Origin of the sequence: Bradyrhizobium sp. 1 (assembly GCF_023073315.1) — a bacterium.
In the GTDB taxonomy this organism is placed as follows: Bacteria; Pseudomonadota; Alphaproteobacteria; order Rhizobiales; family Xanthobacteraceae; genus Bradyrhizobium.
This window is the reverse complement of the sequence record NZ_JADPJH010000034.1, coordinates 268,143-287,890: the sequence shown is the minus strand read 5'-3', so window position 1 is coordinate 287,890 and position 19,748 is coordinate 268,143. Positions and strand designations below refer to the sequence as shown.

Below are 19,748 nucleotides of genomic sequence, written 5' to 3'. Positions count from 1 at the left end.
AAGCGATAGAACGGGGCGACTACCCTTATGTCAGCACTTCACGCGCGATCCGCCTGCATGGCCATAATGCTCGCGGTCGCGGCACCGCTTCTTGCGGGCTGCGATGAATCGAACTCTGCGATCGTCCAGGCGCAACCCGTCGAACCCGACGTCAGCATCGTCACGGTCAAGCCTCAGCCCCGCTCGGTCGTGCGCGAATTGCCAGGCCGTATCGCGCCGACGCGGGTGGCCGAGGTGCGGCCCCGCGTGTCTGGCATCGTTGTCGAGCGGCTGTTCCGGCAGGGCAGCGAGGTCAAGGCGGGCGATCCGCTCTATCGCATTGATCCGCATCCATTTGAGGTCGAAGTAATGGCGAGTGAGGCGGCTGTCGCCAAGGCGCAGGCAGTGCTTCTGCAGGCGCAGCAACATTCGCGCCGCATCGCGACACTCACCAGCCAGCGCGCTGCACCGGAGGCCGAGAACGAAAAGGCGATTGCGGCAGAGCATCAGGCCAAGGCGGAAGTCGAAGGCCGCAAGGCGGAACTGTCGCGCGCCAAGCTTCACCTCGACTATGCGACGGTTCGCGCGCCGATCGATGGCGTGGTCGGCGCTGCGCTCGTCAGCGAAGGCGCGCTCGCCGTCCAGAACGAGACCAATCTCGCAACAGTTCAGCAACTCGATCCGATCTATGCCGATTTCACGCAGTCCGTGACTGAGGTGAACCAATTGCGGCGCGCCTTCGAGAACGGCGATCTCGACCGCATCGAGGCCGACGCCGCCAAGGTGCGACTCGTGCTCGACGACAACGCGCTGTATTCGCAGAGCGGCAAGCTTCTGTTCTCCGACGCGAAGGTCGAGGCCAATACGGGGCAGGTGACACTGCGCGGTGAGTTCCCCAACCCGAACCGGGAATTGCTGCCCGGCATGTATGTGCGCGTTCGAATCGAGCAGGGCATCGACAGCGATGCGATCGCGGTGCCGCAACAGGCGGTCCAGCGCAACGGCGGCGGCGGCAGCGAGGTGTTCGTCGTCAAGGATGACAACCGTGTCGCCGTCCAGCCTGTACGCACGGGTTCGGTGCAGGACGGCGTATGGTTCGTCACGGAGGGGTTGAAAGCCGGTGACAAGGTCGTTGTCGAAGGCTTCCAGAAGTTTGCGGCTGGCGACAAGGTGAAGCCGCAATCCTGGGCCGAGGCCGACGCGGCTGGGGAAGTCCGGCGCGCGCAACTCGTGCAATAGCGCGCCATGGCGAGCTTCTTCATCGACAGGCCGATCTTCGCCTGGGTCGTCGCGCTGTTCATCTGCCTGATCGGTGCGATCTCGGTCCCGCTGCTGCCGATCGCGCAATATCCGATCATCGCGCCGCCTTCGATCTCGATCTCGACCAGCTATCCCGGCGCCTCACCCGAAAACCTCTACAACAGCGTCACGCGGCTGATCGAGGAGGAGCTCAACGGCGCCTCCGGCATCCTCAATTTCGAATCGACCAGCGACTCGCTCGGTCAGGTCGAGATCATCGCTAATTTCCAGCCGGGCACAAACACCAACGACGCCTCGGTGGAGGTGCAGAACCGCATCAAGCGCGTCGAGGCGCGGCTGCCGCGAGCGGTGATGCAACAGGGCATCCTGGTCGAGGAAGCCTCGAGCGCGGTGCTTCAGATCATCACGCTGAGCTCGACCGACGGCAGCCTCGACGAGGTTGGGCTGGGCGACTTCATGATCCGCAACGTGCTCGGCGAAATCCGCCGCATCCCCGGCGTCGGCCGCGCCACGCTCTATTCGACCGAGCGCAGCTTGCGCGTCTGGGTCGATCCGGCCAAGCTCGTCGGCTATGGGCTGACCGCCGACGACGTCAACAAGGCCATCGCCGCACAGAACGCGCAGGTCGCCTCGGGCAGCATCGGCGCCGAGCCGTCGACATCGAGCCAGCGCACCTCCGCGCTGGTGCTGGTCAAGGGCCAGCTCTCCTCGCCGGACGAATTCGGCAGCATCATCCTGCGCGCAAACGCGGATGGTTCGACCGTGCGGCTGCGCGATGTCGCGCGCATCGAGGTCGGCGGCCTCAGCTATCAGTTCAACACGCGGCTCGACGGCAAGCCGACCGCGGGTCTCTCCGTGCTGATGTCGCCGACCGGCAATGCGCTGGCGACCGCAGGCGCGGTCGAGGAGAAGATGAAGGAGCTGTCGCGCTTCTTCCCGGCCAACATCGCCTACGAGATCCCCTACAACATCACGCCCGTGGTCGAGGCTTCGATCAAGAAGGTGCTGACGACGCTGCTCGAAGCCGTCGTGCTGGTGTTCGTGGTGATGTTCCTGTTCCTGCAGAACATCCGCTACACCATCATTCCGACCATCGTGGTGCCGGTGGCGCTGCTCGGCGCCTGCACGGTGCTGCTGCTCGCCGGCTATTCCATCAACATGCTCTCGATGTTTGGCATGGTGCTCGCGGTCGGCATCCTCGTCGACGACGCCATCGTCGTGGTCGAAAATGTCGAGCGCATCATGAGCGAGGAGGGGCTGCCGCCGAAGGAAGCGACACGCAAGGCGATGTCGCAGATATCAGGCGCCATCATCGGCATCACCCTGGTGCTGATGGCGGTGTTCGTGCCGATGGCGTTCTTCCCCGGCTCGGTCGGCATCATCTACCGCCAGTTCTCGGTGACCATGGTCGCGGCGATCGGTTTCTCCGCCTTCCTCGCGCTGTCGCTGACGCCGGCGCTGTGCGCGACCTTGCTCAAGCCCGTCACGGCCGGCCACGGCCATGCCAGGCGTGGCGTGTTCGGCTGGTTCAACCGCATGCTCGAAGGCGGCAAAGAAGGCTATTCCCGCACCGTCGGCTTCTCGCTGAGGCGCACCGGACGGCTGATGCTGGTCTATGTCGCGCTGCTGGTTGGTCTCTCCTGGGCGTTCGTCAATTTGCCCGGCGGCTTCCTGCCCGTCGACGACCAGGGCTTCGTCACCACCGACGTGCAGACGCCGTCGGATTCGTCCTACGGCCGCACCGAAGCCGTGATCGAGAAGGTGGAAAAATATCTGGCGCAGCGGCCGGGCGTCGACAACGTCACCTTCCTCACCGGCTTCAGCTTCTCCGGCCAGGGCATGAACACCGCGCAGGCCTTCATCACGCTGAAGGACTGGTCGGAACGCGGGCCGAAGGATTCGGCTGCCGCAATCGTCACCGACATCAACCGTGATCTCGGGGCGTCGATCCGCGACGCAAAAATCTCGGCGCTGCAGCCGCCGCCGATCGACAATCTCGGCAACTCTTCCGGCTTCTCGTTCCGTCTGCAGGACCGCGGCCAGAAGGGCTATCCGGCGCTGATGCGCGCCGCCGACCAGCTGATCGCGGAGGCCAATGCGAGCCCGGTGCTGCAGAAGGTCTATGTCGAAGGTCTGCCCGAGGCGGGCGTGGTCAACCTCATGATCGACCGCGAGAAGGCCGGCGCCTTCGGCGTCACCTTCGAGGACATCAACAACACCATCTCGACCAATCTCGGCTCGAACTACATCAACGACTTCCCGAACCGCGGCCGCATGCAGCGCGTCGTGGTGCAGGCGGATGCCCGCGACCGCATGCGGACCGAGGACATCCTCAACTACAACGTCAAGAACAGCCGCGGCCAGCTGGTGCCGTTCTCGTCCTTCGCCACGGTGGAATGGGCGCGTGGTCCCACGCAGATCGCCGGCTTCAACTATTATCCGGCGGTGCGCATCTCCGGTGAAGCCAGGCCCGGCTTCACCTCGGGCGACGCCATTGCCGAGATGGAGCGGCTCGCTGGAAAACTGCCGCGTGGCTTCGGCTATGAATGGACCGGACAGTCGCTCCAGGAAAAGCTGTCGGGCTCGCAGGCGCCGTTCCTGCTGGCGCTGTCGGTGTTCGTGGTGTTCCTGTGCCTCGCCGCGCTCTACGAGAGCTGGACCATTCCGCTCGCGGTGCTCTTGACCGTGCCGCTCGGCATCGTCGGCGCCGTCGTCGCGGCCATGCTCCGCGGGCTGCCGAACGACGTCTATTTCACCGTTGGCCTGATCACCATCATTGGACTAGCCGCCAAGGACGCGATCCTGATCATCGAGTTCGCCAAGGATCTGCGCAAGGAAGGCAAGCCGCTGGTGGACGCCACCATCGAGGCCTGCCGCCTGCGCTTCCGTCCGATCCTGATGACCGGCCTCGCCTTCATCTGCGGCGTGCTGCCGATGGCGATTGCGCATGGTGCCGGCGGCGCCAGCCAGCAGGCGCTCGGCTCGATCGTGATGGGCGGCATGATCGCGGTGGTGATTTTGGCGCTGCTGATGGTGCCGGTGTTCTTCGTCTCCGTGCAGCGCGTGCTCGCGGGTGACAGGGAGAAGGCGGAGGAAGGCGAGACGTATGGTCCGCATGCTCCCGCAAGGGCCAGCCACTGAACGCCTGATCGGCTCTGATTGCCTCGGAGCCCGACGAGCGTTCGGCTTGCTTTCTCGTGGGTGTCGATCCAGACTGCATCCCTGGATTGAACGAATGTGCATTCACGCGGCATCGTGAATGCACAGCCAACCCGCCGATTGAGAGCATGTGATGCGTCCGACCGACATTGCGATCTCCAACTATCGCTCCATTCGGCGGCTCTCGATACCAATCCACCCCTTGTCCGTGTTTGTCGGTGAGAACGGCGTCGGGAAATCCAATCTCTACAAATCCTTGTCGCTGTTGCGCGATGCGGCGACAGGTCGGATCACGCGCACGATCGCCGAGGAGGGCGGATTGAATTCCGTCTGTTGGTCGGGCACTCGCAAACGCGGCGAGGACGGGCGACTGCAATTGTCGGCCAGATTCGATCGCCTGAAATATTCCATTGAGATCGGATTTCCCAGCCCGCTTTCGGCGTCGTTTGCCGGCGAGCCGATGATCAAGGAAGAAAGCATCGAGACGACGCAGGGCAAACGAACGGTTAAACTGATGGAGCGGAAGAATTCGCTCGTCAGCGTCCGCGATGACAGCGGCGCATGGGTCAACCACAAGGACGCGGTGCTGCCGTCCGAGCCGGCGCTTGCGGGCTTTTACAACGGCAAGGAATGCCCCGAGATCGATCTGATCAGAAACGCGATGCTGGGCTGGCGCTTCTATCACGATTTCCGTACCGATCCGGCATCGCTGATCCGAAAGCCCTGCCTCGCGATCACGACGCCCTCGCTCAGCGCTGATGGAAGCGATCTGGCTGCCGCCCTGGCGACACTTTACACCATTCGGCAGGACGCCACCGACATCCAGGACGCGATCCAGGATGCATTCCCGGGCGCCGAGCTCAGTGCATGGGAAAACAACGGCGTGTGCGAATTCGCTCTGCAGCTGGAGGACATGCCGCGGCCGTTCGGGGCGCATGAACTGTCCGACGGGACGCTGAAATATATCTGTTTGCTCGCGGTGTTCATGGGCTATCGGCTGCCACCCTTCATCGCGCTGAACGAACCCGAGACCAGCCTGCATCCGTCGCTGCTGGCGCCATTGGCCCGGCTGATCGCCAAGGCTTCACACCGCGCCGACATCTGGATCGTCACCCATTCGGAACAGCTGATGGAGGCATTGCGAAGCGAGAGTTCGGTCCCACTTCGCCGCGTGATCAAGTCGAAAGGCGCCACGGCGATCGAGGGCCTGACCATTGGCGGGGAGTATCGCGAGGAGGAGCCGGACGACGACGATTAGGCCGCGTCCCTCCAGACCTTAGCATCGTCAGTGTGCACTGGATAAATTGACCGCAATCTTCCCCTTACAATTCGGAGTCGCCGTGCGCTTGCTCTTGCTGGTGGTTTTCCTTGTCACGATGTCGCCGGCGCTCGGCAGGTGGGTGGGCGTGGAAGAGGAGCGGATCCCGGTCGCCAGGCTTATCGAGAACTTAGAGAAGATCGCCAAGGGCGATCCTACCCGCGTCGAGGCGTTGCTGAACCTTGGTCGTGCGCATGGCATGGCTTACGCTCAGAAGTCTGACCCGCTGACGGTACCGAAAGCCTACCATGGCATTCAGCCACCAGCTGTTCCTTTCGGTACCGTAATGACTGCCGCTGACTCCACTTTGAATGCCGCCTCCCAGGCGCACCTAGAAGCCGCGTTGAAGGCGTACAAGCAGGCATTGGAACTGGACAAGGATAACCTTGTCATCCGGCTCGGCCTCGCCTGGCTGACCGAGCAGGCCGGCAGGAAAGACGAGGCGTTGAAGCAATATCGAACGATCGCAACCGATGCCTGGGAGAAGGAAAAGAGCCTGACGGTCCGTGGAATGGGCGGGCGGACTCTGACCGGCGAAGTCGTTTCTTACCTCGTCCCGCTTCTCGACGCCGAGAAGGATAAGCGCGAGATTGAGACGCTGAAGGACCACGCGGCCGCGATGGGAAAGCTGCCGTACCCAATCACTCCCATCGCAGTGCCGCTGGCCGATGGGCTCACTATCACCGACCTAGAAGCACCCGACGCGCGGGTGACGTTCGACGTGGACGGCAGCGGGTTGAGTCGCGAATGGAGCTGGATTACCCCCAAAGCTGCCTGGCTTGTTAGCGACTTGAAGCTTGATGGCAAAATTAACAGCGGCCGGCAATTGTTCGGCAACATCACATTTTGGATGTTTTGGAACAACGGATATGCGCCGCTGGCCGCACTCGATGACGACCGCGATGGCATTTTGACCGGTAAAGAACTGGCCGGCCTCGCCCTGTGGCGCGATGCTAATGGTAATGGCGTGGCAGATCCCGGAGAGGTTCAGCCGGTTTCGGCTTACGGTATCGTCGCTATATCGTGCAACTGGCAGACGTTGAACAAGGACCCGGACAAGGTCGCCTTCAGCCCGAACGGCGTGGTTTTCCAGGACGGAAAAACGCGCCCCAGCTTCGACCTGGTCTTGAAGGCGCAGCTTGAGTCCCAAGCGACGTTTCGTGCGCCAAATGCGTCGGGGAATAGCCCCTAAGTTGCTTGAAAGACGGTGGTCCACTTGACGCGCAACGGTATGCTGAGCCGACGCGCTACGACGGGCTCGCCGTCAACTACCTTGCCTTCGTTCAGCTCGCATCAATCTGATTATGGCCACGCCTTAATGAGTCCGCGTCCTACTCCCTGCGGATCGAGCCGTCGTGCTCCTGCGATCTACTTCCGCAAAATCTTCACCAGCTCCCCGTGCACGAACTCATTCCCGCACACCACATTCCCGGTCACCAGCGCATCGCCCGGCGTGTCGATGTCGCTGATCGTCCCGCCCGCTTCGCGCACCATGATCTGCCCGGCGGCGATGTCCCAGGATTGCAAATTGCGCTCCCAATAGCCATCGAGGCGGCCGGCGGCGACGAAGGCGAGGTCGAGAGAGGCGGCGCCGAAGCGGCGGAGGCCCGCGACGCGGTCCTGGATCGCGGTCATCTCGCGGCGGAATTCCTCGTGGTCGCCGCGGCCGATATGGGGCAGGCCGCAGGCCACCACGCATTCGTTGAGCTGGCGGCGGCCGGCGACGCGCAGGCGCTGGTCGTTGAGGAAGGCGCCCTTGCCGCGCTCGGCGATGTAGAGCTCGTCATTGGCGGGGTTGTAGATCACGCCGGCGATGATCGTGCCCTCGCGGACGAGGCCGATCGAGATCGCGAATTGCGGGATGCCGTGCAGGAAGTTGGTGGTGCCGTCGAGCGGATCGACGATCCAGGTGTGGCTCTTGTCGGCGCCCTCGCGGGTGCCGCCTTCCTCGCCGATGAAGCCGTAGCCGGGCCGGGCCTTGGCGAGGTCCTGGTAAAGCATCTCCTCGGCGCGCTTGTCGGCGAGCGAGACGAAATTGGCAGGCCCCTTCAGCGAGACTTGCAAATGCTCGATCTCGCCGAGATCGCGCTTGAGGCTGCGGCCGGCGCGGCGCGCGGCTTTGACCATGACGTTGATAGTTGCGGAATACAGCATGAGCTCTGGTCTTGATCGGAAGGGGGAGGGGCGCAAAATCGCGCCATTTGAGAGAATTGGGTGCCCTGCGAGGGCCTTGAGGTCAAGTCATTTGGTCCCGAGCCATTTCCTGGCCGCGGCCTCGGCCTTAGACCGGTCGTCGGGGGGCAGGTCGGACAATTGCTTGTCGAGCTCCGGATCGCCCTTGCCGGCGGTTTTCGCCACGAGGTGCCATTTGAAGCCTTCGACCTTGTCCACATTCGTGCCCACGCCGTTGATCAGCACCCAGGCCAGCCGGTTCTGCGCGATCGCGCTGCCCTGGCGGGAGGCCTTGCGGAGCAACGCGATGGCCGCCGGCTGGTCCTTCGGCGTGCCGGTGCCGTTGAACAGCGCGATGGCGTATTCGACCTCGGCATCGACATTGTCGGCCAGCGAGGCCGCCTGGAGCAGCCGCGTGGCCTTTTCGGGGTCCTTCGGCACACCGGTGCCTTCCTTGTAGAAGGTCGCGAGCGCGTATTGCGCCTCGGGCAGGCCGGCGTCCGCCGCCTGGCGCAAGAGCTCGGCGGCGCGCTTGACGTCCTGCGGCAGGGTCTGGCCGTCCAGATAAAGCAGCGCGAGATTATAGGCCGCCTTGGGCTCGCCGAGCTTGGCGGCGGAGGCCATCAGCTTGACCGCTTCGCCCTTGTCGACGGAGCCGCCGCGGCCGGACATGCGCAGCATGGCAAGCGCAAACATCGCCTCGCGATCGCCCGCGTCAGCCGCGCGCTTGTACCATGCGAGCGCCTTGGCGTAGTCGCGGCGGATGCCCATGGCGTTGGAATAGAGCTCGCCCAGCATGGTCATCGCCTTGGGATCGCCGGTCGCGGCACGGGCGGTGGCGAGATCGAGCGCCGTCTTGTACTGGCCGCGCTGGTAGGCGCCGAACACCATATCGACACCGGGCGTATCGGTCGCAGGCGCAGGGATCACCGTTGCGGGCAACGCCGGCTTGGGAGGGGCCGAAGGTTTTGGCGCCGGCGCAGCCTCCTTCTTCTTGGGAGGCGCGGGCGGCTTGGGCTTCTGCTTCTCGGCCGGTGCGCTCGGACTTGCCACCGGCGGCGTGATCTGGAGCTGCGCGGCCGCGGGCACTGTGAGCAACAGCGTAGCCAAAATGGTGATGCGCGGGAGCTTCATGTCGGGCGCTAGCCGTGCTCCTCACCCGCAGGATCCTGACCCGCAGGCTCCTGGCGCGCAGGATCTTGGCTCGAAGGATCTTGGCCCACAGGCGCAGCCGCAAAGCCCTTCTTGATCGCAGCGTCGGCCTCGATCAATGCAGCCTTGGCTCCGCGCGGATCGGCCCAGATGAACTCGCCGACCAGCACGAAATCGGCACCGCTGGCGGCAAAGTCGTGAGCCTCTTCCAGCGACGTCGCAAAACCGACGCAGGGCGGCTCGAACAGCTCGGCCCACCAGTCCAGCCGCTCGGCAATCGCCTGCGACGACGGCCGCTGGCCCTTCGCGTCGGGCTCGCCGAACAGCACATAGTCCGCGCCGATCTCGCCCGCATCCATGGAATGGTGCCGCGTCGTCAGCCCGCCGACGCCGGCGATGCGATCGGGCTTCAGCGATGGCAGCGCCTCTTTCAGCGCGGCGATGCCGGGGAGGTGCGCGCCATCGGCGCCGCCGCGCGCGACCAACTCGGAATGGCCGTCGACGAGCAGCGCGGCGCCGGCCTTCTGCACCGGCGGTGCAAAGGCCTTGATGCACGAGATCATGGTGCGCTGGTCGGTCTCCTTCAGCCGCAGCAGCACGGCCGCGACATCGGCGGACGCGAGCAAGCCCGGCAGCTCGGCCACGAGCGCAGCGGGATCATCGACAACAGGCGTCGCGAGATAGAGACGCGGCGCGGGACGCGGCGGAGGCGATTTGTTCGACAAGATCTAGGCCGCTTTCTTTTCCAGGCTGCTTTGCCATTCGCCCTTGGAGGCGAGGCCATTCATGCGGGCGCGGTGACTGAACGCGTTTTGGCCGGCCGCGACGTTCTCGGCTTTGCCCGACCAGGCCTTCTGCGGCGCGGCCTGCAGCGCGCGGCCGTAGGAGAAGGTCAGGCCCCAGGGCAGCGGGCCGAGCTTGTGCATGGCGTTGAGATGCGCGGTCGCCTCTTCGTCGGACTGGCCGCCGGAGAGAAAGGCGATGCCCGGCACCGCGGCCGGCACGCAGGCCTTCAGCAGCCGGATCGTCTTCTCCGCGACTTCCTCGACGGAGGCCTGCCTTGCGCACTTCTTGCCCGAGATCGCCATGTTGGGTTTCAGCACCATGCCTTCGAGCGCGACGCGCTGCACGCGCAATTCCTGAAACGTCTTGTTGAGCACGCGGCTCGTCACCTCGTAGCAGCGGTCGATGTCGTGATCGCCGTCCATCAGCACCTCAGGCTCGACGATCGGCACGATCTGCGCCGCCTGGCACAGCGCGGCGTAGCGCGCCAGCGCGTGGGCATTGACGCTGATCGCGGTCATCGAGGGGATGCCGCCGGCGATATCGATCACCGCGCGCCACTTGGCGAACCGCGCGCCGCGCTCGTAATACTTTTTCAGCCGCTCGGCGAGCTTGTCGAGCCCGACAGTGACTGTTTCACCCGGGCACATCGGCAGGGCTTGCGTGCCCTCGTCGACCTTGATGCCGGGAATGGCGCCGCTCTGTTCGATCAGCTTCACCAGCGGCGTGCCGTCCGCGGCCGTCTGCCAGATCGTCTCGTCATAGAGGATCACGCCGGAGATGCACTGGCTCATGGCCTCCTTCGACCGGAACAGCATCTCGCGATAGTCGCGACGAGTCGTTTCCGTCGATTCCACGCCGATCGCGTCAAACCGCTTCTTGATGGTGCCGGAGGATTCATCGGCGGCAAGGATGCCCTTGCCCGGCGCGACCATGGCGGTCGCGATCTTGTTGAGTTCAGTCAGATTCATCGAGAGGTCCTCCCAAAACGATTCTGCCCTTGCCTGTGAAGTTAGACCGTTCTCGGGCAATTGCCGAGTTAACGTTGGTCGCAGGGGTAAGGGGCGGGAGGTCAGTTGGAGCGAAAAAGGAGCGGCTGGCAATAGTTCACCTCGCCCCGCTTGCGGGGAGAGGTCGGATTTTGCGCGGAGCGTAAAATCCGGGTGAGGGGGGCTCTCCGCGAGTCCAACTCCCAGCGTCCCCGGGGAAACTCCCCCTTACCCCAACCCTCTCCCCGCAAGCGGGGCGAGGGGGACGATGGAGCATTGGCCTTACGCCACCGCGCGATCGCTTACGCGACGCGGGGATCCAGCTCGCCCTTGGCGTAGCGCTTGGCCATCTCGGCCGGGGTCAGCACCTTCTTGAACTTGGAGGCTTGCCCTGCGGTATTGAACTCCTGGAGCCGCTGCTTGCACAGCTTGGTCATCGCTTCCATGGCGGGCTTCAGGTATTTGCGCGGGTCGAACTCTTCCGGGTGCTCCTTGAACACCTTGCGGATCTGGCCGGTCATGGCCATGCGGTTGTCGGTGTCGATGTTGATCTTGCGCACGCCGTGCTTGATGCCGCGCTGGATCTCGGCGACGGGCACGCCCCAGGTCGGCTTCATCTTGCCACCGAACTCGTTGATGATGTCCTGCAGGTCCTGCGGCACCGACGACGAGCCGTGCATGACCAGATGCGTGTTCGGCAGCTTGCGGTGGATCTCCTCGATCACCTTCATGGCGAGGATATCGCCGTCCGGCTTGCGGGTAAACTTGTAGGCGCCATGTGAGGTGCCCATCGCGATCGCGAGCGCGTCGACCTTGGTCTCCTGGACGAACTTCACGGCCTCGTCCGGATTGGTCAGGAGCTGGTCGTGGCTCAGCTTGCCTTCGGCGCCGTGGCCGTCTTCCTTGTCGCCCATGCCGGTCTCGAGCGAACCGAGCACGCCGAGCTCACCCTCGACCGAGATGCCGCCGAGATGGGCCATGTCGGTCACGGTCTTGGTGACGCCGACATTGTAGGTCCAGTCGGCCGGGCTCTTGCCGTCGGCCTTGAGCGAGCCGTCCATCATCACCGAGGTGAAGCCGGCCTGGATCGCGGTCATGCAGGTCGCGGCCTCGTTGCCGTGGTCGAGATGCACGCAGACCGGGATGTGCGGATAGATCTCGGTGACCGCATCCATCATGTGCTTGAGCATGATGTCGTTGGCGTAGGAGCGCGCACCGCGCGAGGCCTGGATGATGACGGGCGCGTCGACCGTATTGGCCGCGTCCATGATCGCCAGCGCCTGTTCCATGTTGTTGATGTTGAAGGCCGGTACGCCGTAATCGTTCTCAGCCGCATGGTCGAGCAATTGACGCAACGTGATCCGAGCCATGTGTCTTTTTCTCCGGTTTGGGCCCTCGGGGCCGCTAGCTGTTCGCCGATGGATTACTTGATGCCAAGTTACTTGGTGCGAAGAACTTCGACGCCGGGCAGGGGCTTGCCTTCCATCCATTCAAGAAATGCGCCACCTGCGGTCGATACATAGGTGAATTGACCGGCCACATGGGCCTGATTGAGGGCCGCGACAGTGTCGCCGCCGCCCGCGATCGAGACCAGCTTTTTCGCTTTGGTGCGCTCGGCGGCGTGCCTGGCGGCCGACATGGTTCCGCGGTCGAACGGTTGCATCTCGAAGGCGCCGAGCGGTCCGTTCCAGACCAGGGTCGCCGCATCGTCGATGGCGGCATGCACGCGCGCGATCGATTGCGGGCCGACGTCGAGGATCATGCCGTCGGCCGGGATCGCATCGAGCCCGTAGGCGTGCGAGGGCGCGTTGGCCGCGAAATGATAGGCGACCACGGCGTCGACCGGCAGGATGATCGCGCAATTGGCGGCTTCAGCCTTCTCCATGATGCGCAGCGCGGTCGGGGCGAGATCCTTCTCGGCCAGCGACTTGCCGATGCCGACGCCCTGGGCGTGCAGGAAGGTGTTGGCCATGCCGCCGCCGATCACCAGCGCATCGACCTTGCTGACGAGGTTTTCGAGCAGGTCGATCTTGGTCGAGACCTTTGCGCCGCCGATGATGGCGATGACGGGCTTGGTCGGCGAGCCCAGCGCCTTCTCCAGCGCGTCGAGCTCGGCCTGCATGGTGCGGCCGGCATAGGCCGGCAGCTTGTGGCCGAGGCCCTCGGTCGTGGCGTGGGCGCGGTGCGCGGCCGAGAACGCGTCATTCACCCAGATGTCGCCGAGCTTTGCGAGTTCCGCGACGAAGGCGGGATCGTTCTTCTCTTCCTCTTTGTGGAAGCGGGTATTTTCCAGGCACAGGATGTCGCCATCCTTCATTGCCGCCACGGCCTTGGCCGCGGGCTCGCCGATGCAGTCCTCGGCAAAGGCGACCGGCTTGTTCACGACCTTCGACAGCGCTTCCGCAACGGGCTTGAGCGAGTCCTTGGCATCGCGTCCCTTGGGCCGGCCGAAATGCGCGAGCAGGATGACCTTGCCGCCCTTGTCCGAAATTTCGGAGATGGTCGGCGCGACGCGCTCGAGCCGGGTCGCGTCACTGACGCGGCCGTTGTCCATGGGCACGTTGAGATCGACGCGCAGCAGCACGCGCTTGCCCTTCAATTCGACGTCGTCGAGGGTGCGGAATTTGTTGGTCATCGGATGGCCCTTGTCCCGGGCGCACTGCGGCGCAAAGCGCCGCGGTGCAGAACCGGGACCCACATTGCAGCGAGTCCCGCAGTGAAATGGGTCCCGGATCTGCGAAGCAGCGTTTCACGCTGCATCGCGTCCGGGACACGAGAGCGGAGTTAGATCACCTTCGCGAACGCAACGGCGGTGTCTGCCATGCGGTTCGAGAAGCCCCACTCGTTGTCGTACCAGGCCATCACGCGCACCAGCGTGCCGTTCTGCACCTTGGTCTGGTCTTCGTGGAACGTCGAGGAGTGCGGATCGTGGTTGAAGTCGATCGAGACGTTCGGCTGATTGGTGTAGCCGAGAATGCCCTTGAGCTGCTGCTCGGAGGCGCGCTTCATCGCCGCGTTGATTTCCTTGGCGTCGGTGGCGCGCTTGGCGATGATCTTGAGGTCGATGACCGAGACGTTCGGGGACGGCACGCGGATCGAGACCCCGTCGAGCTTGCCCTTCAGCTCGGGCAGCACCAGGCCGATCGCCTTGGCCGCGCCGGTCGAGGTCGGGATCATCGACATCGCAGCCGCACGGCCGCGATAGAGATCCTTGTGCATCGTATCGAGCGTCGGCTGGTCGCCGGTGTAGGCGTGGATCGTGGTCATGAAGCCGGTCTCGATGCCGACGAGGTCGTTCAGCACCTTGGCGACCGGCGCCAGGCAATTGGTGGTGCACGAGCCGTTCGAGACCACCATGTGGTCCTTGGTCAGCGTGTCGTGGTTGACGCCGTAGACGATGGTGGCGTCGGCGCCGTCGGCGGGCGCGGAAACGAGAACGCGCTTGGCACCGGCGGTGAGATGCGCGGAGGCCTTGTCCTTCGAGGTGAAGATGCCGGTGCATTCCATCGCGATGTCGACGCCGAGATCCTTCCAGGGCAGTTTTGAGGGATCGCGTTCGGCGGTCACCTTGATCTTGCCGTTGCCGAGGCTGATCGTGTCGCCATCGACGGTGACGGTGCCGGGGAAGCGGCCATGGACGCTGTCGAAACGCAGCAGATGAGCGTTGGTCTCGACCGGGCCGAGATCGTTGATACCGACGACCTCGATGTCCTTGCGGCCGGACTCGGCGATAGCCCGCAGGATGTTGCGGCCGATGCGGCCAAAACCGTTGATACCAACGCGGACTGCCATGTTTCGTCTCCTTCAATGACCGTTGTCATCCCGCACAACGCGCTTGGCGCGCCTGCGAGGGGTTTTTCAGGGCGGACGCCCGGTTCGGCCGGGCGGGGCTTGATCATATGAGACGTTAAGTAGCCCTTTTTTTTGGCAAGCTCAACTCTCAGGAAACGCGCTTCAGGACAGCGTTAACTGCAGCCTCGGCGGTAATGCCGAAGTGCTTGAAGATCTTGTTCAACGGGGCACTGGCGCCGAACGAATGCATGCCGATGAATTCGCCATCCTGCCCGATCACGGCATCCCAGCCCCAGCGCACCGCTGCTTCGATGGCGACCTTGATCGGGGCGTTCCCGATGATCGCGTCGCGGCGCTCCTTTGGTTGCGCTAGCAAGAGCTCCAGCGAGGGCACCGAGACCACCCGTGTCGGAATGCCGCGCTCGGCGAGCTGCTTCTGGGCGGCGACCGCCATCTCCACCTCGGAACCCGAGGCGAACAATGTCGCCTTGGCTTCGCCCTGGGCGGGGACCAGTTCGTAGGCACCATATTGGCAGGGGTTTTCGTTCGCACTCGTCCGCAGCTGCGGCAGGTTCTGGCGCGTCAGCGCCAGCACGGTCGGGCCGTCGATGCGGTTCAGTGCAAGCTCCCAGCACTCGGCGACTTCGACGGAATCGCAGGGACGGAATACGCGCATGTTGGGAATGGCGCGGAGTGCGGACAGGTGCTCCACCGGCTGATGGGTCGGGCCGTCTTCGCCGAGGCCGATGGAATCGTGGGTCATCACATAGACCACGCCAGTCCCCATCAGCGCGGCAAGCCGCATCGCGGGACGCGCATAGTCGGTGAAGACCAGGAAGGTTGCGCCGTTCGGCGCGAAGCCGCCATGCAGGAAAATGCCGTTCATCGCGGCGCACATGCCGTGCTCGCGGATGCCGTAATGAATGAAGCGGCCCTTTGGAGTCTTGGCCGAGAAGGCGGTTGCCGACTTCGCCTTGTTGTTGTTGGACCCGGTGAGGTCGGCCGAGCCGGCCAGAAACTCCATCGGCATCGCGCCGGCGATGACCTCGATCACGGCCTCGGAGGATTTGCGGGTCGCCGCTGTCATCGGCTTCTCCAGCAGCTCCTTCTTGTAGGCTTTGAACGCCTTGGCCAGCGCTGCTGGCCGCTCGTGACGAAGCCGACGCTCGAATTCGGCGCGCTTGCGGCTGCCAAGCTCGGCGAGCCGGCCTTCCCATTCCTGCCGCGCCGGCGCGCCGCGCTTGCCGGCCTCGCGCCAGGCCTTGAGCACGTCGTCCGGCACCGAGAACGGCTCGAGCGAGATGCCGAGATTTTCCTTGGCGGCCTTGAGCTCCTCGGCGCCGAGCGCTTCGCCGTGGACCTTGTTGGTGCCGGCCTTGTGCGGGGCGCCGAAGCCGATCGTGGTACGGCACGCGATCAGCGTGGGCTTGTTCGATTTCTGCGCGCGGGTGATCGCCGCGGCGATCGCGCCCTGGTCGTGGCCGTCGATCTTCTCGGCCGCCCAGCCGCACGCCTTGAAGCGCTTCACCTGGTCGACCGAGTCGGAGATCGAGGTCGGGCCGTCGATCGAGATGCCGTTGTCGTCGTAGAGGACGATCATCTTGTTGAGCTTCCAGTGCCCGGCCATCGCGATCGCTTCCTGCGACACGCCTTCCATCAGGTCGCCGTCGGAAGCGAGCACGTAGGTGTGGTGGTCGACGATCTTCTTGCCGAACTCGGCGGCGAGCATCTTCTCGGCGAGCGCCATGCCGACAGCGGTCGAAAGACCCTGGCCGAGCGGCCCGGTGGTGGTCTCGATGCCCTTGGTGTGGCCGTGCTCGGGGTGTCCGGGCGTCAACGATCCCAGCTGGCGGAAATCCTTGAGCTGGTCGATCGTCATCTCGGGGCTGCCGATCAGATGCAGCAGCGCGTAGAGCAACATTGAGCCGTGCCCGGCCGAGAGCACGAAGCGGTCCCGGTCCGGCCAGTCCAGCGCGGTGACGTCGAATTTCAGGAACTGCGTGAACAGCACGGTCGCCATATCGGCGGCGCCCATCGGCAGGCCCGGATGACCGGATTTCGCCTTCTCGACGCCGTCCATGGCGAGGCCGCGGATCGCGTTGGCCATACGGTTGTGATCGACCTGCGTCATGTCTGAAATCCGTCTGAAATGAGGTGCTTGGCGGCGGTGCGGCCGCGTGGGAGGAGCCTGGCGGCCACTAAAGGTCGGGCTGAAATAGCACCTCGGTTCCGGGAGTCCAAGGCAATCAAACGCCGGTTTGGCCGTAAAAGTTGCTTACGGCATGATCCGGACCCGCAGGGCCGCGTTAGCGCAAAGTAGAGGGCCGGTTTTCCGGCGAGATCATGCCCCTGCAAGATCGGTGCATAGTTTCGCGGCGGCGTTGCGCTAAGCTAGCTTGCCACGTAAATTTCTGCTTCTAACCGCTTGCCGAACCGAGTCTTTTGCCGGGCGGCAAGCTCCAAGGTAAAGCCCGAGGCAACGTCCAAGGGCAAGGCCACAGGTTCCGCCGCTGACTGCATGAACGATCGCGTATCCAACAGCTCTGCCATGACCGAGTCCTCGGCCGTCGAGATCGAGATCGCGACCCGCAGGCTCATGGCGGCGCTCGACGCGCTTGATAGCGCGGTGGAGCGGCGGCGTGATGCCGATCGCGACGAGAACGAGCTTGCGGCGCGGATTCAAGCGCTCGGCGCGGACCGCTCGCGGCTTGCCGACGAGCTCGACGGCGCGCTGATGAAGTCGCGCAAGCTCGAGCGCACCAATCGCGAGATCTCCGACCGGCTGGATTCCGCAATCGTCACGATACGCTCGGTGCTCGATACCGGAGAGGACGGATGAGCCACATCAACGTCACCATCAACGCCCGGCAATACCGCATGGCCTGCGAGGAGGGCCAGGAGGTGCGGCTGCTCAAGCTCGCCGAAGGCCTGGAGACGCGGATTCAGTCGCTGCGCGGAAAATTCGGCGAGATCGGCGACGCGCGGCTCACGGTGATGGCGGCGCTGACCGTCTGTGACGAACTGGTCGATTCCGGCAACCGCATCCGCACCATGGAGCAGGAGCTGACCGAGCTCAGGGATTTCCGCAATGCCGCGGTCGAGCGCGCCAGGATCACGCAGACGGCGGTGGTGAACGCGCTGAATTCCGCCGCCGAACGCATCGAGAAGTCGGCCCAGGTCCTGAACCGGACCGTCGGCAACGGGATCGCGATCGGCTGACCGCTCACCGGGCTGGCGATTCGTCAGTATCGTTGTTACATTGCCCAAGCGAGGCTGCGACGCGCGTCAGGAGCCATAATATCCCCGGGGCCTTATCGATCCTTAAGGGAACTGTCCCTGGCCGGGCCCGTGGGCCCGGACATATGGTGCCCACCTACTTTCGTAGGGAACTCCGGGATCGAGTGCTTCAACGGCGTACGCGGCTTCGCACTGTTTCTTCCTTCTGGTTCGTCTCTTTCGAAACGACTGCGGCCAATTCAGTAGGTGTCATTCCCCGCGAAAGCGGGGAATCCAGTACGCCGCGGCCTTTGTGTGAATCACCACCGCCTCTGGAATACTGGATCACCCGCCCCGGTGCGCAAGGGCGCACAAGACGGGTGATGACGTAAGGGCCCCGCACATGTCCAACTCCAAAGCCGAACTCCGTGCCAAAGCCCTCGCGGCGCGCGATGCGCTGAGCGACAAGAAGCGCACCACTGCCGCCGCAAAGCTCGCCAAGCGCGGGCTGCCGTTCAATCTGCTGCCCGGCAGCATCGTCTCCGGATATTCGCCGATCCGCAGCGAGATCGATCCGATGCCGCTGCTGAAGAAGCTCGCCGAGGAGGGCGCAAAGCTGGCGCTGCCCTGCGTCACTGCGCGCGGCCAGTCGCTGGTCTTCCGCCTCTTCCATCCGAATGACCGCCTGATGCTTGGCCCGCTCGGCATTCCCGAGCCGTCTCCGGCCGCGGCCGAAATCATCCCGGACATCATGCTGACGCCGCTCGCGGCGTTCGACCGTCTCGGCCATCGCATCGGCTATGGTGCGGGGCACTATGACCACACCTTCGCGCACTTACGTAAAGCCAAAAACATCGTCGGCATCGGGCTTGCTTTTGCAGCGCAGGAGATCAAGGCCGTTCCAGCACTATCCCACGACGTGGCGCTGGATTATGTGCTAACGGAATCGGACGTTTTTGATTTCCGGAGTTCTGAAGTTGCGCATTCTCTTCGTGGGTGATGTCGTCGGCCGTAGCGGCCGCAACGCCATCGCCGAATATCTGCCGGGCATGGTCAGGGACTGGTCGCTGGATTTCGTCGTCGTCAACGGCGAGAATTCCGCCGGCGGTTTCGGCATCACGGAAGCGATCTATCAGGAGTTTCTCGATGCCGGCGCCGACGCGGTGACGCTCGGCAACCACTCCTGGGACCAGCGTGAAGCCCTGGTGTTCATCGAGCGCGCCGAGCGCCTGGTGCGGCCCGCGAATTATCCGCGCGGCACGCCCGGCCGCGGTGCTGCCCTCGTCGAGACCAAGAACGGCAAGCACGCCCTCGTCGTCAACGCTTTGGGGCGCGTCTTCATGACCCCGTTCGACGATCCCTTCGCAGCGCTGGAGCGCGAGCTCGGCGCCTGCCCGCTCGGCATTGCCGCCGACGCCATCGTCGTCGATTTCCATTGCGAGGCGAGCAGCGAGAAACAGGGCATCGGCTTCTTCTGCGACGGCCGCGCCAGCCTCGTCGTCGGCACGCATACGCACGTGCCGACCGCCGACCACCAGATCCTGTCAGGCGGCACCGCCTACATGACCGACGCCGGCATGACCGGCGATTACGATTCCATCATCGGCATGCAGAAGGAAGAGCCGCTGCGCAGGTTCACCTCGGGGATTCCCTCGGGGAGATTCGAGCCGGCGGCGGGTGCGGCGACGCTGAGTGGTGTTGCGGTGGAGACGGACGATGTGACGGGACTTGCACTGAAGATTGCGCCGGTGCGCGCGGGCGGCCGGCTGGAGCCGGCGACGCCGAAGTTTTGGTTGAGCTGAGTTTTCGCGCGGCGCTGACGGTGCACCCTCGCCCCTTGTGGGAGAGGGTGGCTCGCCGCATAGCGGCGAGACGGGTGAGGGGTCTCTCTCCGCGGGTGAGCATCGGGCATTTGAATTCGCGGAGGC

The 19,748-nt window shown here is 64.3% G+C and carries 17 protein-coding genes and 1 other RNA gene; 9 read left to right on the top strand and 9 right to left on the bottom strand.

Annotated elements, in window-relative coordinates; all coding sequences use genetic code 11:
- Positions 1 to 27 precede the first annotated feature (27 nt).
- The 4 genes from IVB29_RS31320 (at position 28) to IVB29_RS31305 (ending at position 6,908) form a co-directional block, all read left to right on the top strand.
- On the top strand, positions 28 to 1,218 hold the full coding sequence (locus IVB29_RS31320; RefSeq protein WP_247507270.1) for an efflux RND transporter periplasmic adaptor subunit: 1,191 nt from the start codon (positions 28 to 30) through the stop codon (positions 1,216 to 1,218).
- Between the two features lie 6 nt (positions 1,219 to 1,224).
- Positions 1,225 to 4,380, top strand: a complete 3,156-nt coding sequence (locus IVB29_RS31315) for a multidrug efflux RND transporter permease subunit (RefSeq protein ID WP_247507269.1) — start codon at positions 1,225 to 1,227, stop codon at positions 4,378 to 4,380.
- 151 nt (positions 4,381 to 4,531) lie between these two features.
- Entirely contained in the window at positions 4,532 to 5,656 is a 1,125-nt protein-coding gene (locus IVB29_RS31310; RefSeq protein ID WP_247507268.1) for an AAA family ATPase, read from the top strand.
- Between the two features lie 82 nt (positions 5,657 to 5,738).
- Positions 5,739 to 6,908, top strand: a complete 1,170-nt coding sequence (locus IVB29_RS31305; RefSeq protein WP_247507267.1) for a tetratricopeptide repeat protein — start codon at positions 5,739 to 5,741, stop codon at positions 6,906 to 6,908.
- Between the two features lie 176 nt (positions 6,909 to 7,084).
- Here IVB29_RS31305 and IVB29_RS31300 read toward each other — a convergent pair whose 3' ends face one another.
- The 9 genes from IVB29_RS31300 to IVB29_RS31260 form a co-directional block, all read right to left on the bottom strand.
- Positions 7,085 to 7,870: an inositol monophosphatase family protein gene (locus tag IVB29_RS31300; RefSeq protein WP_247507266.1), complete on the bottom strand. Its 786-nt coding sequence runs from the start codon at positions 7,868 to 7,870 to the stop codon at positions 7,085 to 7,087.
- 87 nt (positions 7,871 to 7,957) lie between these two features.
- Positions 7,958 to 9,022, bottom strand: a complete 1,065-nt coding sequence (locus tag IVB29_RS31295) for a tetratricopeptide repeat protein (protein WP_247507265.1) — start codon at positions 9,020 to 9,022, stop codon at positions 7,958 to 7,960.
- 8 nt (positions 9,023 to 9,030) lie between these two features.
- Positions 9,031 to 9,765, bottom strand: coding sequence for a thiamine phosphate synthase (locus IVB29_RS31290; protein ID WP_247507264.1), 735 nt, complete (start codon positions 9,763 to 9,765; stop codon positions 9,031 to 9,033).
- Between the two features lie 3 nt (positions 9,766 to 9,768).
- The gene (locus IVB29_RS31285; protein ID WP_247507263.1) at positions 9,769 to 10,794 is read right to left on the bottom strand and encodes a class I fructose-bisphosphate aldolase; all 1,026 of its coding nucleotides are present in this window, start codon (positions 10,792 to 10,794) and stop codon (positions 9,769 to 9,771) included.
- Positions 10,795 to 11,114: 320 nt separating this feature from the next.
- Positions 11,115 to 12,182, bottom strand: a complete 1,068-nt coding sequence (gene fba / locus IVB29_RS31280) for a class II fructose-bisphosphate aldolase (protein ID WP_247507262.1) — start codon at positions 12,180 to 12,182, stop codon at positions 11,115 to 11,117.
- Between the two features lie 68 nt (positions 12,183 to 12,250).
- On the bottom strand, positions 12,251 to 13,447 hold the full coding sequence (locus IVB29_RS31275; protein WP_247507261.1) for a phosphoglycerate kinase: 1,197 nt from the start codon (positions 13,445 to 13,447) through the stop codon (positions 12,251 to 12,253).
- A gap of 149 nt (positions 13,448 to 13,596) precedes the next feature.
- The gene (gene gap, locus IVB29_RS31270; RefSeq protein ID WP_247507260.1) at positions 13,597 to 14,604 is read right to left on the bottom strand and encodes a type I glyceraldehyde-3-phosphate dehydrogenase; all 1,008 of its coding nucleotides are present in this window, start codon (positions 14,602 to 14,604) and stop codon (positions 13,597 to 13,599) included.
- 148 nt (positions 14,605 to 14,752) lie between these two features.
- Positions 14,753 to 16,735, bottom strand: a complete 1,983-nt coding sequence (gene tkt / locus IVB29_RS31265; RefSeq protein ID WP_247507259.1) for a transketolase — start codon at positions 16,733 to 16,735, stop codon at positions 14,753 to 14,755.
- Between the two features lie 260 nt (positions 16,736 to 16,995).
- Positions 16,996 to 17,154, bottom strand: a complete 159-nt coding sequence (locus tag IVB29_RS31260; RefSeq protein ID WP_247507258.1) for a hypothetical protein — start codon at positions 17,152 to 17,154, stop codon at positions 16,996 to 16,998.
- Here IVB29_RS31260 and IVB29_RS31255 point away from each other — a divergent pair.
- The 5 genes from IVB29_RS31255 to IVB29_RS31235 all read left to right on the top strand — a co-directional run bounded on the left by IVB29_RS31255 (position 17,153) and on the right by IVB29_RS31235 (position 19,622).
- Positions 17,153 to 17,443, top strand: coding sequence for a DUF4164 domain-containing protein (locus tag IVB29_RS31255; RefSeq protein ID WP_247507257.1), 291 nt, complete (start codon positions 17,153 to 17,155; stop codon positions 17,441 to 17,443). The two genes, IVB29_RS31260 and IVB29_RS31255, sit on opposite strands and share 2 nt — an antisense overlap.
- Positions 17,440 to 17,823, top strand: coding sequence for a cell division protein ZapA (locus IVB29_RS31250; protein ID WP_247507256.1), 384 nt, complete (start codon positions 17,440 to 17,442; stop codon positions 17,821 to 17,823). The genes IVB29_RS31255 and IVB29_RS31250 overlap by 4 nt, the downstream gene beginning before the upstream one ends.
- Before the next feature lie 48 nt (positions 17,824 to 17,871).
- Positions 17,872 to 18,033, top strand: a non-coding RNA gene (gene ssrS, locus IVB29_RS31245) — 6S RNA.
- A gap of 190 nt (positions 18,034 to 18,223) precedes the next feature.
- Positions 18,224 to 18,820, top strand: a complete 597-nt coding sequence (locus IVB29_RS31240) for a 5-formyltetrahydrofolate cyclo-ligase (protein WP_247507255.1) — start codon at positions 18,224 to 18,226, stop codon at positions 18,818 to 18,820.
- Complete coding sequence (locus tag IVB29_RS31235; RefSeq protein WP_247507254.1) at positions 18,798 to 19,622, top strand: TIGR00282 family metallophosphoesterase; 825 nt, start codon at positions 18,798 to 18,800, stop codon at positions 19,620 to 19,622. Before IVB29_RS31240 ends, IVB29_RS31235 begins: the two co-directional genes overlap by 23 nt.
- The last annotated feature ends 126 nt before the right edge of the window (positions 19,623 to 19,748 follow it).

Excerpts from the sequence above, each read along its gene's own strand:
- IVB29_RS31320 (WP_247507270.1), top strand. The coding sequence starts at position 28 with ATGTCAGCACTTCACGCGCGATCCGCCTGCATGGCCATAATGCTCGCG.
- IVB29_RS31315 (WP_247507269.1), top strand. The coding sequence starts at position 1,225 with ATGGCGAGCTTCTTCATCGACAGGCCGATCTTCGCCTGGGTCGTCGCG.
- IVB29_RS31310 (WP_247507268.1), top strand. The coding sequence starts at position 4,532 with ATGCGTCCGACCGACATTGCGATCTCCAACTATCGCTCCATTCGGCGG.
- IVB29_RS31300 (WP_247507266.1), bottom strand. The coding sequence starts at position 7,870 with ATGCTGTATTCCGCAACTATCAACGTCATGGTCAAAGCCGCGCGCCGC.
- IVB29_RS31295 (WP_247507265.1), bottom strand. The coding sequence starts at position 9,022 with ATGAAGCTCCCGCGCATCACCATTTTGGCTACGCTGTTGCTCACAGTG.
- IVB29_RS31285 (WP_247507263.1), bottom strand. The coding sequence starts at position 10,794 with ATGAATCTGACTGAACTCAACAAGATCGCGACCGCCATGGTCGCGCCG.
- fba (WP_247507262.1), bottom strand. The coding sequence starts at position 12,182 with ATGGCTCGGATCACGTTGCGTCAATTGCTCGACCATGCGGCTGAGAAC.
- IVB29_RS31275 (WP_247507261.1), bottom strand. The coding sequence starts at position 13,447 with ATGACCAACAAATTCCGCACCCTCGACGACGTCGAATTGAAGGGCAAG.
- gap (WP_247507260.1), bottom strand. The coding sequence starts at position 14,604 with ATGGCAGTCCGCGTTGGTATCAACGGTTTTGGCCGCATCGGCCGCAAC.
- tkt (WP_247507259.1), bottom strand. The coding sequence starts at position 16,735 with ATGACGCAGGTCGATCACAACCGTATGGCCAACGCGATCCGCGGCCTC.
- IVB29_RS31255 (WP_247507257.1), top strand. The coding sequence starts at position 17,153 with ATGACCGAGTCCTCGGCCGTCGAGATCGAGATCGCGACCCGCAGGCTC.
- IVB29_RS31260 (WP_247507258.1), bottom strand. The coding sequence starts at position 17,154 with ATGGCAGAGCTGTTGGATACGCGATCGTTCATGCAGTCAGCGGCGGAA.
- IVB29_RS31250 (WP_247507256.1), top strand. The coding sequence starts at position 17,440 with ATGAGCCACATCAACGTCACCATCAACGCCCGGCAATACCGCATGGCC.
- IVB29_RS31240 (WP_247507255.1), top strand. The coding sequence starts at position 18,224 with ATGTCCAACTCCAAAGCCGAACTCCGTGCCAAAGCCCTCGCGGCGCGC.